The organism is Ruegeria sp. AN11, from assembly GCF_056536005.1.
In genome coordinates this window covers 297,129-313,018 of sequence record NZ_JBQFJD010000002.1, presented here as the reverse complement: position 1 = coordinate 313,018, position 15,890 = coordinate 297,129, and the positions used below count along the sequence as shown (strand labels likewise).

At 58.9% G+C, this 15,890-nt stretch carries 12 protein-coding genes; 7 read left to right on the top strand and 5 right to left on the bottom strand.

The genetic code is table 11. The features are described 5' to 3' along the window. Positions 1-17 precede the first annotated feature (17 nt). From ACR3EQ_RS21350 to ACR3EQ_RS21320, 7 genes are all read left to right on the top strand, one after another. Positions 18-824 carry an IclR family transcriptional regulator gene (locus tag ACR3EQ_RS21350; RefSeq protein WP_170611200.1) on the top strand — a complete coding sequence of 269 codons (807 nt, stop codon included), beginning with the start codon at positions 18-20 and terminating at the stop codon, positions 822-824. Then, entirely contained in the window at positions 821-1,879 is a 1,059-nt protein-coding gene (locus ACR3EQ_RS21345) for an ABC transporter ATP-binding protein (RefSeq protein ID WP_480492023.1), read from the top strand. Before ACR3EQ_RS21350 ends, ACR3EQ_RS21345 begins: the two co-directional genes overlap by 4 nt. A gap of 173 nt (positions 1,880-2,052) precedes the next feature. Continuing rightward, positions 2,053-3,012 (top strand): dihydrodipicolinate synthase family protein, encoded by a 960-nt coding sequence (locus ACR3EQ_RS21340; RefSeq protein ID WP_480492021.1) that lies wholly within the window; start codon positions 2,053-2,055, stop codon positions 3,010-3,012. Next, positions 3,003-3,935: a 4-hydroxyproline epimerase gene (locus ACR3EQ_RS21335; RefSeq protein WP_480492019.1), complete on the top strand. Its 933-nt coding sequence runs from the start codon at positions 3,003-3,005 to the stop codon at positions 3,933-3,935. Before ACR3EQ_RS21340 ends, ACR3EQ_RS21335 begins: the two co-directional genes overlap by 10 nt. Beyond that, on the top strand, positions 3,932-5,173 hold the full coding sequence (locus ACR3EQ_RS21330; RefSeq protein ID WP_170611188.1) for an NAD(P)/FAD-dependent oxidoreductase: 1,242 nt from the start codon (positions 3,932-3,934) through the stop codon (positions 5,171-5,173). The genes ACR3EQ_RS21335 and ACR3EQ_RS21330 overlap by 4 nt, the downstream gene beginning before the upstream one ends. Positions 5,174-5,182: 9 nt before the next feature. Continuing rightward, positions 5,183-6,208 (top strand): trans-3-hydroxy-L-proline dehydratase, encoded by a 1,026-nt coding sequence (locus ACR3EQ_RS21325; protein WP_170611185.1) that lies wholly within the window; start codon positions 5,183-5,185, stop codon positions 6,206-6,208. A gap of 231 nt (positions 6,209-6,439) precedes the next feature. Continuing rightward, entirely contained in the window at positions 6,440-8,653 is a 2,214-nt protein-coding gene (locus ACR3EQ_RS21320; RefSeq protein WP_480492017.1) for an NADP-dependent isocitrate dehydrogenase, read from the top strand. Positions 8,654-9,123: 470 nt separating this feature from the next. Here the strand turns inward: ACR3EQ_RS21320 and ACR3EQ_RS21315 are convergent, their stop codons facing one another. The 5 genes from ACR3EQ_RS21315 to ACR3EQ_RS21295 all read right to left on the bottom strand — a co-directional run bounded on the left by ACR3EQ_RS21315 (position 9,124) and on the right by ACR3EQ_RS21295 (position 15,831). Next, the gene (locus ACR3EQ_RS21315; protein WP_170611179.1) at positions 9,124-10,233 is read right to left on the bottom strand and encodes a transporter substrate-binding domain-containing protein; all 1,110 of its coding nucleotides are present in this window, start codon (positions 10,231-10,233) and stop codon (positions 9,124-9,126) included. Positions 10,234-10,278: 45 nt separating this feature from the next. Then, positions 10,279-11,541: a type 2 periplasmic-binding domain-containing protein gene (locus ACR3EQ_RS21310; RefSeq protein ID WP_480492015.1), complete on the bottom strand. Its 1,263-nt coding sequence runs from the start codon at positions 11,539-11,541 to the stop codon at positions 10,279-10,281. A 22-nt stretch (positions 11,542-11,563) separates the two neighbouring features. Beyond that, positions 11,564-12,349 (bottom strand): PP2C family protein-serine/threonine phosphatase, encoded by a 786-nt coding sequence (locus ACR3EQ_RS21305; RefSeq protein ID WP_170611173.1) that lies wholly within the window; start codon positions 12,347-12,349, stop codon positions 11,564-11,566. A gap of 3 nt (positions 12,350-12,352) precedes the next feature. Further along, on the bottom strand, positions 12,353-13,402 hold the full coding sequence (locus ACR3EQ_RS21300) for an FHA domain-containing protein (RefSeq protein ID WP_170611171.1): 1,050 nt from the start codon (positions 13,400-13,402) through the stop codon (positions 12,353-12,355). A 209-nt stretch (positions 13,403-13,611) separates the two neighbouring features. Next, a complete protein-coding gene (locus tag ACR3EQ_RS21295; protein ID WP_170611168.1) occupies positions 13,612-15,831 on the bottom strand; it encodes a serine/threonine protein kinase in 2,220 nt (739 codons plus the stop codon). Positions 15,832-15,890: the final 59 nt, after the last annotated feature.

Genomic DNA, 15,890 nt, shown 5'->3' with positions numbered 1-15,890 from the left:
GGAGGAGAAAAGCGCCCGTGGCAGGTGAAGGAACAATTGGGAAAGCATGCGATGTGCTGGATCAGGTGGCTGCATTCGGACGCCCGGTCCGTTTCGCGGAGCTGCTGGACAACAGCAGTTTCCCCAAGGCGACGTTGTACCGGTTTCTGCAATCGCTGACCCACCAAAGGATGTTGTCCTACGATCCCGACCGTCAGACCTATGCACCTGGCCTGAGGTTGGTGCGGTTGGCGCATGATGCCTGGACCCAAAGCTCACTGGCCCCGATTGCCCGCCCGTTTCTCGACGCGCTAAGTCAGGAAACAGGGGAAACAGTTCACCTTGCACAGCTTGATTCCAGTCAGGTTTTGTATGTCGACAAACGTAACGCAGCGCAGCCGGTCGAGATGTTCTCGCAAGCTGGCAAAGTCGGCCCCGCATACTGCACAGGCGTCGGCAAGGCGATGTTGGCGCATCTGGATGACGAGGCGTTGACCAAGGCGGTGTCGCAACAAAGCTATCACCGGTTTACCGACAAGACACTTACCTCGGAACAGGCGCTACGCGCGGATCTGGAACTGATCCGGCAGCGCGGATATGCGATCGACGATGAAGAGCACGAGCCCGGCATCATCTGCATCGCATGCCCGATCCTGACTTCGGGCGGGCGCATGTTGGGCGCAATTTCCGTAACCGGCTTCACGGAACGGATGGATTTCACCCAGCTCGAAGCCTGGATTCCCCGTGTCCGCCATGTGGCCGATCAGATCGGTGCCGAAGCTCAGGCATGGCAATTCCCAGAATCCCGTAGGACCACCCGCAAAGACAGGATGCATGCGACATGACCGGAGTTACACTAAACGGCGCGATCAAGCGGTACGGCCAGACACAGGTCATTCACGGCATAGATCTTGAGATCGAAGATGGTGAATTCTGCGTATTTGTGGGTCCGTCAGGTTGCGGCAAGTCCACCCTTCTTCGCATGATCGCCGGGCTTGAGGAAACGACCGAAGGGCAAATCAACATCGGTTCGCGGGATGTAACCCATATGGACCCGGCCAAACGTGGCGTGGCAATGGTGTTTCAGACCTATGCTCTCTACCCGCACATGTCGGTGGCGGAGAACATGGGCTTTGGTTTGCGCATGAATGGCGTCTCGAAAACCGAAATCGACAAGAAGGTGCACGAAGCATCGGAAATTCTGAAGCTGGACCAGTACCTGAAACGCAAGCCGAAGGCTTTGTCGGGTGGCCAGAGGCAAAGGGTGGCCATCGGGCGCGCCATCGTTCGCGGGCCCGAAGTGTTCCTGTTTGATGAGCCGCTTTCGAACCTCGATGCCGAGTTGCGGGTCGAGATGCGGGTCGAGATTGCGCGACTGCACAACGAAATCGGCGCGACGATGATTTATGTCACGCACGATCAGGTCGAAGCGATGACCATGGCCGACAAGATCGTTGTGCTGCGGGACGGGCGGATCGAACAGGTCGGCGCTCCGATGGATTTGTACCGTGATCCGGACAATCGGTTTGTGGCCGGTTTCATTGGCTCGCCCGCGATGAATTTTCTGGAATGCGATGTCGTTGATGGTCAGGTCAGTCATCCTGCACTCAATCAGTCGATTCCGGTTACGGCGTCCGTGCCTTCGGGGGCCAACAAGGTCACGCTGGGCATTCGGCCAGAGCATATCCAGATTGATCGCGGCAGCGAGACCTGCACCGTTGACCTGACCGAAGCGCTTGGCGGGGTGTCGTATTCTTACCTGGTAACGCCGAATGGCGACCGGATGATTGTCGAAGAACGCGACGATCAACGCAGCACGCAGGGCGAGCGAATTGGCATTTCGGTCCGACCTGACCGCGCATTACTGTTCGACCCCGAAACCGGGCAGCGCCTGCGCTGAATCTGACACCTGAACCCTGATCAAACAGCGCGTCGAGCCACCGGTTCGGCGCGTTTTGCTTTGGCGCAGAATTTTTATGGATTTTGTATCCAATATCCGTTATTCCGATTCGAAACGGCTCTGACCTGATTTCCTCCTGCCGTACGAAACGCTGCTTCCAAAGGACTTGCCCCATGCCCAAAAATGTCTTCACCGGCACCATGCCCGCCCTCATGACGCCCTGCACACCGGACCGCAAACCGGATTATGACGCACTGGTCCGCAAGGGTCAGGAGATGATCGATGCAGGGATGTCGGCGGTTGTCTATTGCGGTTCGATGGGGGATTGGCCCCTGCTGACCGACGAACAGCGGGTGGAGGGGGTCGAGCGTCTGGTAGCCGCCGGCCTTCCGGTTGTCGTGGGCACCGGGGCCATTAACACAAAATCCGCCGTGGCCCATGCCGCCCACGCGCAAAAAGTGGGCGCCGCCGGCCTGATGGTGATCCCGCGCGTTCTGTCACGTGGCAGTTCGCCGGCGGCGCAGAAGAACCATTTCAGGGATATTCTGACTGCGGCGCCCGACATTCCTGCCGTGATCTACAACAGCCCCTATTACGGATTCGCCACCCGCGCCGAGTTGTTCTTTGCGCTGCGGGCCGAACACTCCAATCTGATCGGATTCAAGGAATTCGGTGGCAAGGACGATCTGCGCTACGCAGCAGAGAACATCACCAGTCAGGATGACAACGTGACCCTGATGGTAGGCGTCGATACCGAAGTCTTTCATGGCTTTGTAAACTGCGGCGCGACCGGTTCGATCACCGGAATCGGCAATGCGCTGCCGCGCGAGGCGCTGTTGCTGGCGGCGTTGTCGCAAAAAGCCGCCACCGGAAGCGCCGAGGCCCGTTTGCGCGCTCAGGAATTGACCGAGGCGTTCCATGTTCTTTCCAGCTTTGACGAAGGCCCCGATCTGGTGCTCTATTACAAGCATCTGTTAGTGCTGAACGGTGAACCGGAATACCGCCTGCACTATAACGAAAGCGATGAGTTGAATGATGCACAGCGCAACTATTGTGAACAGCAGTATGAACTGTTCAAAAGCTGGTTCGCCGACTGGTCAGCGCAGGGCGGGGTGATCGCTGAATGCATGTGATCGACAGCCATACCGGGGGCGAGCCCACGCGGGTTATCCTGGATGGCGCACCTGATCTGGGCAATGGCCCCATGGCCGAACGAGCCCGGCGACTGGCAACCGAGCATGAGGAGTTTTACCGCTCCATCATGCTCGAGCCGCGCGGGCAACCGGCCATGGTCGGCGCATTGCTGGTCGAACCGGTTGATCCGACTTGTGTGACCGGCGTGATCTATTTTGACGTAGACGCAGTGCTTGGCATGTGTGGTCATGGCACCATTGGTCTGACCGTGACATTGGCCCACTTGGGTCGGATCGGGCAGGGCACCCATCGCATCGAAACTCCTGCGGGGGTGGTGACGGTCGAATTGCATGACGCAAACACAGTGACCGTGACAAACATCGAAAGCCGCCGGGTACAGCGCTCTGTCACCCTGGACGTGCCAGCGTACGGGCCGGTGACGGGCGATCTGGCTTATGGTGGCAACTGGTTCTTTATTGTCGATCACAGTCCAATTCCGGTTTGTGTCGGGAATATCGCAAAGCTGACGAATATGGCCGTGGCCATCCGCGAAGCCTCGATCGCGCAGGGTATTGGCGGCGAACAGGGTGAACCGGTTGATCATGTGATCTTTCAGGGAACGTCTTCGACGGATGGCGTTCATAGCCGCAACTTTGTTCTGTGTCCGGATGACAATTACGACCGCTCGCCCTGCGGCACCGGTAGTTCGGCACGGCTGGCCTGTTTGGCGGCGGATGGAAAACTGGCCCCGGGCGAGGAGATCGTGCAGGAATCTGTGATCGGAAGCACCTATCGCCTGTCTTATCAGCCGGGCCCGAATGGAGGTGTCATACCCTCGATTACCGGGCAGGCCCATGTCATGGCCGAGGCGAAGCTGATCTTTGCCGAAAATGATCGGTTCAAAGCCGGGATTGCGACGTGAAGCATTCGGATGTTGTGATAATCGGTGCCGGTGTCATCGGCATAACAACTGCGCTTGAGCTGCAGCGTCGGGGTCATAATGTTCGCGTGCTGGACCGCGAAGGCGTCGCGGCGCAGGCTTCTGCCGGCAATGCCGGAGCGTTTGCCCTGACCGAGGTCGAGCCGCTGGCGACGCCGGGCATCATGCGCAAGGCACCCAAATGGTTGCTGGATCCGCTGGGGCCTTTGTCAATTCCCCCTGCATATGCCCTGAAGATCACGCCCTGGATGATGCGGTTCTGGCAGGCCAGCCGTCCGCGCCGGTATCACGAGCTTCTGGCCGCACAGGCGGGCCTCATGCGCCTGTCGGGCGCTGCGCTGGAGCGTCTGATTTCGGACGTCGATGGCGACGCGCTGATTCAGCGGGATGGTCAGATGCAGCTTTATGAAGGCGAGGCAGAGTTTCGTGCCAGCCTGCCCGGATGGGAAACACGCCGCCGTCACGGGATCGCGTTTGAACTGCTGGAAAACCGTGAAGCCATTGCCGAGTTGCAGCCTGGTCTCAGCCCCCGCTTTACTCATGCCGGTTTCACACCGGGTTGGATGAACACGGTCGATCCAAAAACTTGGGTAGGCCATCTGGCGCAAGCGTTTCTGGATCGCGGCGGCCGGATCGAGCAAATGGAAATTCGCGCCGTTACTCCCCGGGACACATCGGTGCACTTGAGCCATGCCGGTGGAACGGTTGAGGCCGACAAAGTTGTCGTCGCTTCCGGTGCGTGGTCGCATGAACTGGCGCGCACTCTGGGCGATCACATCCCGCTGGAGACCGAGCGCGGCTATAACACGACCTTGCCAGAAGGCGCCTTCGATCTGCGGATGCATCTGACCTTTTCCCGCCACGGATTCGTGGCCAGTCGCATCAACGGCGGCGTGCGCATCGGGGGTGCTGTCGAGCTTGGTGGGCTGAAGCTGCCTCCGAACTTCCGGCGGGCGGACACCCTTTTGCAAAAGGCGACGCAGTTTCTGCCGGGGCTCAGGACCGAAGGTGGCACGCAATGGATGGGATTCCGCCCGTCGCTGCCCGACAGTATTCCGGTGATTGGCCCTGCACGCCGTTCACGCAATGTGATCTATGCGTTTGGCCATGGTCATCTGGGTTTGACCCAGTCAGCAGGGACCGCTGAAATGGTTGCCGACATCCTTGTCGATAATACTCCTGAGATTTCCCCTGATCCCTTTTCTGCCACCCGGTTTTAAGGAGCCCTCATGCGCAGCGTGAAGACAATTCATGTGATTTCAGCCCATGCCGAAGGCGAGGTCGGGGATGTGATCGTTGGCGGTGTCGCGCCGCCCCCGGGCGACACGCTGTGGGACCAGCGTTCATTCATCGCAAATGATCAGACCTTACGAAATTTTGTCCTGAACGAACCGCGGGGCGGAGTATTTCGGCATGTAAACCTGCTGGTGCCGCCCAAACATCCTGACGCTGATGCGGGTTTTATCATCATGGAACCTGAAGATACGCCGCCGATGTCCGGATCGAATTCGATCTGCGTATCGACCGTGTTGCTGGATGGCGGCATCATCCCGATGCAGGAGCCCGAAACCCATCTGACGCTGGAGGCGCCCGGCGGCCTGGTCCGTGTCCGGGCCGAGTGCGAGGGCGGCAAGGCCAGACGTATCTTTGTGCAGAACCTGCCCAGCTTTGCCGACAAGCTCGGCGTTCCACTCGAAGTTCCGGGCGTCGGAACGTTGCAGGTCGATACGGCCTTTGGAGGCGACAGTTTCGTTGTCGTCGATACCGCCGCTCTGGGCTTTGAGATCACCGAAGATGAGGCGCGTGATATCGCGCGTATGGGTGTTGCAATCACAAATGCGGCGAATGAACAGATTGGTTTTTCCCATCCCGAAAACCCGGATTGGGATCACATCTCCTTCTGTGCCTTCTGCGGTCCTTTGGAGGAAGCTCCCGAAGGGGTGCGCGGCAAGTCCGCCGTGGCCATTCAACCGGGTAAAGTCGATCGCTCACCCACCGGCACGGCGGTCTCGGCACGCATGGCGTTGATGGCCGCCAAAGGACAGATGCAGGTCGGCCAAACGTTCGAAGCCATTTCCATCATCGGTTCGCGTTTTACCGGTCGAATCGTCGAGGCAACACGGCTGGGCGATCGCGCGGCTATTGTCCCGGAGATCAGCGGCCAGGGCTGGATTACCGGCATTCACCAACACATGCTGGATCCCGATGACCCTTGGCCGGGCGGCTATCGTCTGAGCGACACCTGGGGCGTCTGAGGCAGCAAGGCCGACCCTTTTTCTGCGCCGTTTCATCTGGTTCACCCAACCCCGTGTCAATTTGCGCGCGTTCCGGTGATTGATCCCGGGGCCATCCTGTTTTATGGGAGGCCCTGTCAAATCAGAGTAACCAAGGGGCAGCATCCTGATCGTGCCCCTGCCGCGCCACGTTGATGTGGCATCAACTCTTGGATCGCACGCCCCTGAAAGGCTTAAAAAAGGTAAGGGAATATGGCAGAAAAATCGAACTTCGATATATTGTATACCATTGTAGACGAAGCGCCGGAGCTGGCGAGCGCATCGTTCCTGCCCATCATTCGCAAGTTCGCTTCGGCCGCTGGCGTGAGTGTCGGCACCAAGGATATTTCGCTGGCGGGCCGCATTCTGGCAACCTTCCCCGAGAACCTGACCGAAGATCAGCGCATCACAGACGATCTGGCCGCACTGGGTGAGCTGGTGAAGACGCCGGATGCCAATGTGATCAAGCTGCCGAATATCTCGGCGTCGGTCCCGCAGCTGGTTGCAGCCATCGAAGAGCTGCAATCGCAGGGCTACAATATTCCGGACTACCCGGAAGAGCCTTCGACTGACGAGGAAAAGGCGATCCGCGCACGTTATGATGCCATCAAAGGTTCGGCTGTTAACCCGGTTCTGCGTGAGGGCAACTCGGATCGTCGCGCGGCCCGTGCGGTCAAGAACTACGCTCAGAAGAACCCGCATTCGATGGGTGAGTGGGTGTCGGACAGCAAAACCAAAGTGTCTTCCATGTCTGGCAACGATTTCTATGCCAATGAGAAATCAGCCACCATCACGGCTGCTCAGGCGGGTGATGCCAAGATCGAATTTGTTGGCAAGGACGGCAGCGTGACCGTTCTGAAAGATGCCTGGCCTCTGGCCGAAGGCACTGTTGCCGACGCGACCTTCATGTCGGTCAAGGCGCTGTCTTCGTTCCTGGCGGACGCCATCGAGGACACTAAAAAAGATGGCACCATGTTCTCGCTGCACATGAAGGCGACGATGATGAAGGTCAGTGACCCGATCATCTTCGGCTATGCGGTCAAGGCATGGCTGGCACCGGTGTTCGAGAAGTTTGGCCCGGAACTGGATGCCTTGGGTGTGAACCCGAACTCTGGTCTGGGTGATCTGTTGGATCGCGTGAAGGACAATGCCGACATCATGGCCGCGATCGACGCGATCAAGGCGGACCGTCCGTCGATGTACATGGTCGATAGCGACAAGGGCATCACCAACTTGCACGTCCCGTCGGACGTGATTATCGACGCGTCGATGCCCGCGGTGATCCGCGCAGGCGGCAAGGGCTGGGACGAAACCGGCGCGAAGGGTGACACCAACTGCGTGATTCCCGACCGCTGTTATGCGCCCGTCTATGATGAGGCCATCAACTTCTTCAAAGCCAACGGCGCGCTGAACCCGGCAACTGCCGGTGCCGTGGCCAATGTGGGCTTGATGGCGCAGAAGGCGGAAGAATACGGCTCGCACCCGACCACCTTCCAAGCACCCGCCGATGGCACGATCCGTATCGTATTGGCCAATGGTGAGACGCTGCATTCGCATGAGGTCGAAAAGGGCGATATATGGCGGTCCTGCACCGTCAAAATGGCTCCGATCGAAAACTGGATTGAGCTGGCGATGGACCGTCAGCGCCTGACCGGTTCCGAGGCGATCTTCTGGCTGGACGCAAACCGCGCCCATGACGCAGAGCTGATCAAATACGTCAAACCGGCGCTTGAGGCGGCTGGCGTCGCGGACAAGTTCCTGATCATGGCCCCGCGTGAGGCGACCCGTCAGTCGCTGGAGACCATTACAGCAGGCAAGGATAGCATCGCGATCACCGGCAACGTCCTGCGTGACTACCTGACCGACCTGTTCCCGATCCTTGAACTGGGCACGTCGGCCAAGATGCTGTCGATCGTCAAACTGATGAATGGCGGCGGTCTGTTTGAGACCGGTGCGGGTGGCTCGGCGCCCAAACACGTGCAGCAGTTGGTGGAGGAAAACCACCTGCGCTGGGACTCGATGGGTGAGTTCTGTGCGCTGGGTGAATCGCTGAATTTCCTGGCCGACAGCAAGGGCAACGCCAAGGCGGGTGTTCTAGGGGCTGCAGCCGAAGCCGCGACGCAAGGCATTCTGGACAACAACAAATCGCCCAGCCGCAAGGTTGGCCAGCCCGACAACCGCGACAGCCACTACTGGTTTGCACGATATTGGGCCGAGGCGCTGGCTGCGCAATCCGATGACGCCGATCTGGCCGCCGAGTTTGCCCCGGTTGCCAAAGAACTTGCCGACAAGGAAGAGCAAATCCTGTCCGAACTGGCTGCGGCGCAAGGCGCGCCCGCCGATCTGGGTGGATACTATCACGCAGATCCGACGAAGGCAGCCGCGGTCATGCGCCCCAGCGCGACGTTGAACGCCATTATCGGGTAAAATTATCCAGGGCCGCGCGTATCTGTGCGGCCCTTTACAGATAGTAAATATCCAATGAGCCAAGTAAAAAGGGACTGACCCCCAAAGTCAGTCCCTTTTCAAGTGAGTGGAGAGGCTCAGGCCTCACCGGTGCTGTTGGGGTCAGAATATCAAACCCGGCAGCTTCCGATATTGGGGGTTTCCCGTAGTTGGGGTGTTTTTTGCCCGTCCGAAAGCAGACCGAGTGCCGTTATTTGGATATTGGCGCTGGCAGGCTGAGATAATGCAGCCGCTTCATTTCCCGCCGTCCGACGGTCACCGTGTCCAGAATAATCCCGGATACAAAGGACAAAAAGGCGATCAGCTTAGGCTTCTTTCAGTTCCGTGATGCGGCGCCCAACCACCATGTCCAGGCCAGGGCACTGGGTTATCACGAACAAAAAAGGGGCCGGTTGCGGAACCGGCCCCAGTGTATCAGCTGAACCGAGGGATCAGTTCGAAGCTGCCATAAGTTTCTCGTTGTGCTCGCGCAGCGTGTCAGAAACGATGGCGTACCATTCGCCGGATTCACGCATTTCGTTCAGGCCCTTGTTCAGCATCGCCAGATACTGCTTGCCGAACGGGTTGCTCCGGTGGCTGATGAAGCGCAGCGAAGACAGCGAGGTCACGAAGGGGTTTTCCACCATGTCGTTCTGGTTCAGGCCCATTTCGACCATGGTGTCCGAGAACAACTGAACTTCGAACGTCGCGACGTCGGCGGTACCTGTCAGAACAGCGTCGAGGCATTCGCGCGCGGTGATGGGTTGCATCAGGGTCATGGATTCGCCGTTGTGCAGGCCTTCCTGTTCCAGATCGTGGATGAACCAGCCGTCCATGCGGCAGATGGTGGACCCTTTCAGCTCTTCGAAAGTTGTCGCGCTTGCATAGCTGCTTTCCGGCAGGGTGTAGAACCCGACCACGATGTCATAAACCGGAACGGACGAGTCGAACTGGGTGCAGCGCACTTCAGTTTCCCACGACCATTCGTAGGTGCGGTTGGTGCAGTCGGGCATGTTCCACGCCATGGATACGTCAAACGCCCCCAAAGGCAGCAGCGTTTCCAGGTGCGAGTTCCAGTCGTCCACGAAGCTGACCGAATAGTCGCGGGCGTTGCCGCCACGCTGCAGGGCAGTGGTGCCCAGGCGGGTGATTGCACCGCCGCCGTTCAGCGATTCATCGGCAAACGGTGCCCAGCCATTGCCGGTGACCAGTTTGATCGGCGGTTGGTAGACGCTCGACCGCTTTACGCTGGCCGCGCGCTGTTCTTCCGCCGCGATGATTTCCTGTGCGGTCTGACCGTTGGGCAGGCTGCCGTCCTCACAGGGCAGGGCCAGAACCAGGCCCGGTTCCAGTGCGTTCGGGTTCGTAATGACGTTGCGGTTCGCGTTGAAGATCGGCTGATAGTTCGACGTTCCATAAGCCGCGATGGCGATGGTTGCCATCGTATCGCCATCCTCGACGGTGTAGTTGGTACAGGCTTCCTGTGCCGCCGCCGCGGTTGCGCTCAGTGCTGTGACGGCGGTGGCCGACATTACCACTTTCTTCAGATCAATATTAAACATGTCCACTTCCTCCAGACTTTCTTTTGTGTCAGGCCGATTGCGGCCTTAGCCATTTTCCATTTGGTGACGCAGGGCGGTCGACACGATGTCGCGCCATTCGCCCGATTGCTGCATGATTGCCAGACCCTGGTTCAGCGTCTCAAGGATTGCCTCCCCGTCAGGATTGTCCTTGTGGGTCATGATGTTAAGCGACTTGATCGCCGCCAGATTGGGGTTTTCGACGATGCGGTGTTCGTAACCCAGCCGACCGATTGCCTCGACCGCCAGGTGGGCCTCGATGGCGACGATGTCGGCGGTGCCATCCATGACGGCATGAAAGCAGTCATCCGGTGAAACCGGGCGCATCAACTTGATCGCCGGCTCGTAAAGGCCGACCGTATCCATGTGCGACAGAGACCAGCCTTCGGGGCGGCAGATCGTGGTGCCCGCGAAATCCGCGTAGGTCAGTGTCTGTTCATAGCCCGAACCTTCGCGGGCGAAGAAGGTGTCAACAACCTCGTAGAATGGGTTGGAAAAATTGTAGGTCTCACACCGCGAACGGTCCTTGTCCGAAAGGGCTTCGGCCTCTTCGCAATTGGGGCGCGACCAGGGGAATGTCGCGTCGAACGCCAGCGTCGGCATCAGCAGATCCAGATGCGACGACCAGTCGTTGACGAACTGGATCTTGTAGGATTGCTCGGGCGCGGCCCGCAGCATCGCGGTTTCGACCAGATAGGTATATAACCCTCGGTTCGGCAGTGCCTCATCCGTGAAGGGTGCATAATTTCCGCCGGTGATCAGCAAAATCTGGCGATCCCGAACCTCGGGCCGCTCATTGTCGCCTGCGTTGCGGATCAGCGCTGCAGCTTCGGCGCGTGCGGCTTCAATTTCTTCTTTGGCCGCCGCTTTGGCCTCGATCACAGCGTCTTCGCTGGCCTTCTTGGCCTCGGCTTCGGCTGCTGCAACGCGGGCTTCGGCGTCGGCAATGGCTTTTTCGGCCCGCTCTTCTGCGGCTTTCACCAACTCGGCAGCCATTTCCGCGGCGATGCGTCCGGCTTCGGTATCCGGCACTGCTGCCTCGCGTCCGACCTCTTCAAGGCAGGGGAAAGTCAGAATATCGCCGACCCGAATGATGTTCGGGTTCGAGCCGATGACATCCCGGTTCGCGTCGTAGATAAACCGATAGTCTTCAGTCGAATAGACCTGTATCGCTAGTTCCCGCAGGCTGTCGCCTCGCTGAATCTCGTAGGTACTGCACGCCTCTTGCGCCGAGGCCGCGCCCGTCGCGGCTGCGAGAGCCAGGCTTGATATGATCAGATGGTTTCTCATGGGTCCTGTTGCTTTGCCTGTGTTAGGGTATTGCCGGTTTCACCACGGCGATTGATACGTTGTCCTGATCGGGGTCGTTTTTGGCTTGCAGGGCGCGAAGCAACGCATCCGCCAGATCCTGTGCCAAGGCCTGCGCATTGTCGGTCACGATGGACCGAATTTCCGCGTCGTTGAGGTATTGCAGCCCATCGCTGCCCAATATCAGGATATCAGCGGCTTCCAGCTTCAAAGGCTGTTCAGGGCAATCGACTTTGGGAATAGCGGCGCCCATGACCACCGAAGTCAGTTGATTGCGGTCAGGGTGAGCCTGCGCTTCGGCCAGGGTCAGAGCACCTTCGGCAGCTTGTGCGTCAATCACGGGCGCCATCGAGTGATCTTCATTTATCTGGGTCAGCTGGCCATTCCGGAACAAATAAAGCGGACTGTCACCGATCGAAATCCAGAACGCGCGTTGGCCCAGCAGCAGAAGACCAAGCAGGGTCGAGCCCATGTTGAATCCGTCGCCCTGTTCTTCGCTGTGGTTGGCGATAGCGGCATTGGCCTGCATGGCGGCCAGAGGCAGGGCGTCGATCAGGTCAGCTTCGCTTGGAGTGTCCGCCTCAAGCTCGGCGTCCAGTGCCCCGCGCCAGGCGGCGATCACCAACTCCGAAGCTATTTCACCTGCAGCGTGACCGCCCATTCCGTCGGCCACGATCACGTAACCTGCGTTGCACGCGTCAAACATGCGCGATGCAATCGCATCTTCCTGCGTGTCGCGCTGACCCTGATCCAGGATCAGTGCAATATCATATGCCGGGGTCGCCAGCATCTATCAGGAATCCCGCCAGTCAAAGCCGTCATCACAGAAAGCAGCGAAACGGATCGAAGTTTCGCTGATCCGGATCAGGTCGCCGCTGGACAGAGCCACAGTGCTGAGCACCGGCTTGCCGTTCAGGCGCACAAGATTGGCCTTGCCGCCGTGCCCCAGGTAGCATTTGCGATCTTCGGGGTCATAGGCGATCACGGCGTGGTTGCTGCGCGAAATACCTGTGTCGCCGAAGTCCAGCTGAATGGCCTGATCGTCATTGCGGCCGATCTGCATCAGGCCTTCAGTCAGCGTGATGCACGCACCACGACCTGGGCCGGATGTGACAACCAGCCAGCCAACAGGAAAGGTCTCCTGTGCAGCTTCGGATTTGGCGACCGGTTCGGCCGTTTCCATCAGATCCTGCACATGTGTGTCGGCACGCTCAAACCCCAGGAAGGTTGTCTTCACGCGGCTGCGGCGATCATCGGCGGCAACGGGCGCTGCCGGGGTTTCCTCGACCTCCGGGGCCTGTGCAACTTCCGTTTCAGGCACCTGGACGATTTCCGGTTCGGCGACCTGCATCACTTGAGGTTCGTGTGACTGCACGGCTTCCGGTTCCGGCTGAGTTTCCGGCTCTTCAGGGTCTTCGATTACTTCAACTGCGGCTTCGTCGGCCTCAGGGGTTTCTTCAACCGCCTCAACTTTGGTAACTTCAGTCGTCAAGTGCAGAGTTACAACTTGATCATCCTGTGTCTCTTCGGGCTGTGGGGCTTCCGGTTCTGCTACCGCGTCTTCTACTTCGACCTGCGCTTCGTCATCCGAGGAGTCCACTTCAGTTTCGCCTTCAGCGAAGTCTGGCATTTTTTCTTCAGGGATCAGTTCGTCGGCTTCTTCGTAGCTTTCGGCCGAGAGGTTTCCACCGCCCAACGCTGCGCGCAGTGCGTTGAAGTCCGCGATCGGCTGCTTGTTTTCCGGGCTTTCTTCCGCCGGGGCGGCAACGTCTTCGGTTTCGGTTTCTCTTGCTTTGCCGGCACCTTCGAGAAGCCGGCTGAGAGGGCTTTTATATTTGAACATGGTGTCGACACCTTTGACTTTGGGCACAGGACGACTGTCCCGCGCGGCTGCTACTCACCTCCGCGCAACATGCGCAGCGGCACCTACGATTTGAGAAACCAGAGAACTAACTTAACTTTCCGCGACGGGCCGGTTCCCGTCAGGGTTGCGGGTTTGACCCGCGACCCTCAGCAAACACACACTGGCAGATCACATTTCAAACTGTCCGATCACTCCCTCGCCAAAGGCATGGTGGCAGACGTGTCCGCACCGTTGCGCAACACAGTCAGCCGTGCCTGGGGCTGATTTTCCGAGACCAGATCGGCCAGTACAGCATCCAGGCTTTCCGGGCCGTCAATGGCCAGACCGGTATGCGTTTCATTCCGCAGAACATCCCCTTGCCGAAGGCCGCCTGCTTTACCTGCAGGGGCACTGGTGACAACCGTCTGCCAGCCGTCACCGTTGTGACGGATATCAAAGGCAAACCCATTCTCCAGCCCGAGCTTGCGATGAGCAGGCAACGCCAGCAATCCGTTCTGAGCGCGGGTCTTGCCCAATGGGCGATAGCGTGCAGATACCCGGATATAGCCGTCCGGATCGACCTTTAGGTCATCCAGAACTTGGGCGGCAAACGTCACATCCGAGCGCACTGGATTGCCATTCAGTGTGAAAATCGCGGCACCGCGTTGGACCCATTCACCGATGACGCCCATGTCAAGCGACGGATCAACCTCGGTAACGGCGATCACGTTACCGGTTGAGGCGCGGCGTTTGGCGGTCGCAAAAGGAATTTCTACGTCCCAATGAGCGAATGCAACTTGCGTTTCAGCGAGGTTAACCGGTGCCGCCGGGGCCGCGGGTGTTTCTGTTTCCGCTGTTCCCTCGGCGGTCTTTGCTTCGGCCTCGTTCAGGGCCGCCGGTTTGGCCTGTGTCTGCTCGACAGGCTGCTCCTGGGGGTCTTCTTCCTGTATGGTGACGGGTTCGGCAGGTGTGACAACTGCTGTTTCCGTTTCGGTCTGAAGGGTCTCGACTGCGGTGGTGTCTGCACTGACCGGCGCCGCAACCTCTGGGGGTTCTTCGACTGGGGCGGCTGCAACTTCGGTCTTTTCTTCGGCGGGTTCCGCGGCAATTACCGCAGGTTCCGCCGTTTCGGCCGCAGGTGTGGCTATTTCCGTGGTGCTGGAGATATCGGTGCCTTTGTTGCTCTCCATAAAGATGTAACCACCTGCCGCAAGTGCTGCGACTACGGCAAGGCCGGCAATCATTTTGCCGCTGCCGCCTGACCGGTTTTGTACAACGGTGTCTACCGCAACCGGCTCGTCGGCCTTGGGCGCGAATTTGGCCAGATCTTTGTCATCGTCATTGCCGATGACGATGTCCTGGTTGCCCGCGAGCAGGGCGGTAACCACCGCCTCAGCATTTTCGCTTTCGGCCTTGATGCGGGCTTTTTCTTCCTCGTCATCTTTGCGGTCCATGCCGACGATGACCGACACAGGGCGATAGGCAAAGCTGTCGAACATCACGCTCGGACCACGGAACATCCGCAACCACTCCAGCGCGTTTTGCAACCGGTCCGTGGCGTGAACTTCCATCGCCTTGTCAATCGCTTCCAGAAATCCCTCGGGATAACCTTCAAATTGACCGGCCAACGGAGTGTAGGGGTCATCCTGGCTGCTGTTGAAGGCGTTCAGGCGGGTCTGGCCATCTATGGGGCGTTCGCCGCTGATCGCGTGGTACAGGGTCGCCGCAAGAACATACAGGTCGCTGCTTGGGCCTTGCTCGGCCCCGCGCACATAGAATTCGTGGGGGGAATAGCCGTCCTTGATCACGCGAAGCGTCAGAAGAGCCGCGCTCTGATGTGCTGCCTGTTCCCGGGCCGCACCAAAATCGATCAGAACAGGATCGCCGTTTTCGTCGATAAGAATGTTGTCGGGCGAGATGTCACGATGCAACATGCCGCTTTGGTGAATGAAGGACACGGCCGACAGCATTTTTTCGGTGACCTGAACGATAAAGTCGGGCCCGCCATCGTTTTCCGGGTTCTCGACGTAGTCCAGCAGGTCGCAACCCCGGATCAGGTCCATGGCGATATACGCGGTGTCATTGTCTTCGAACACCTGATGCACATCGACGATATTGGGGTGGACAAGCCGAGCGTGGTTGCGGGCTTCCTGAATGAACAGGTCGATGATCGCGCGCAGATCTTCCTGATATGAAGGGTCGTTGGGTTCCACCAGATCGCCATTCCGGCGGCAAAGGGCACCGGGATAGCATTCCTTGATCACCACATCGCGCTCCAGGCTGTCGCGCGCCAGATAGGTGATCCCAAATCCGCCGTTGCTGAGATAGCGAAGGATTTCATACTGACCGCGCAACAGCTTTGCGCCCGGTTCTAATCCTTCAATTTTCGGTTCGTCGTGCGATGCACCGACTGCCTGGTTGCGGCTCATTCTTTCCACCCGTTCTAAACTTTGCGGCGTAATGACAACCGGGCAAATGGCCCTCGAAC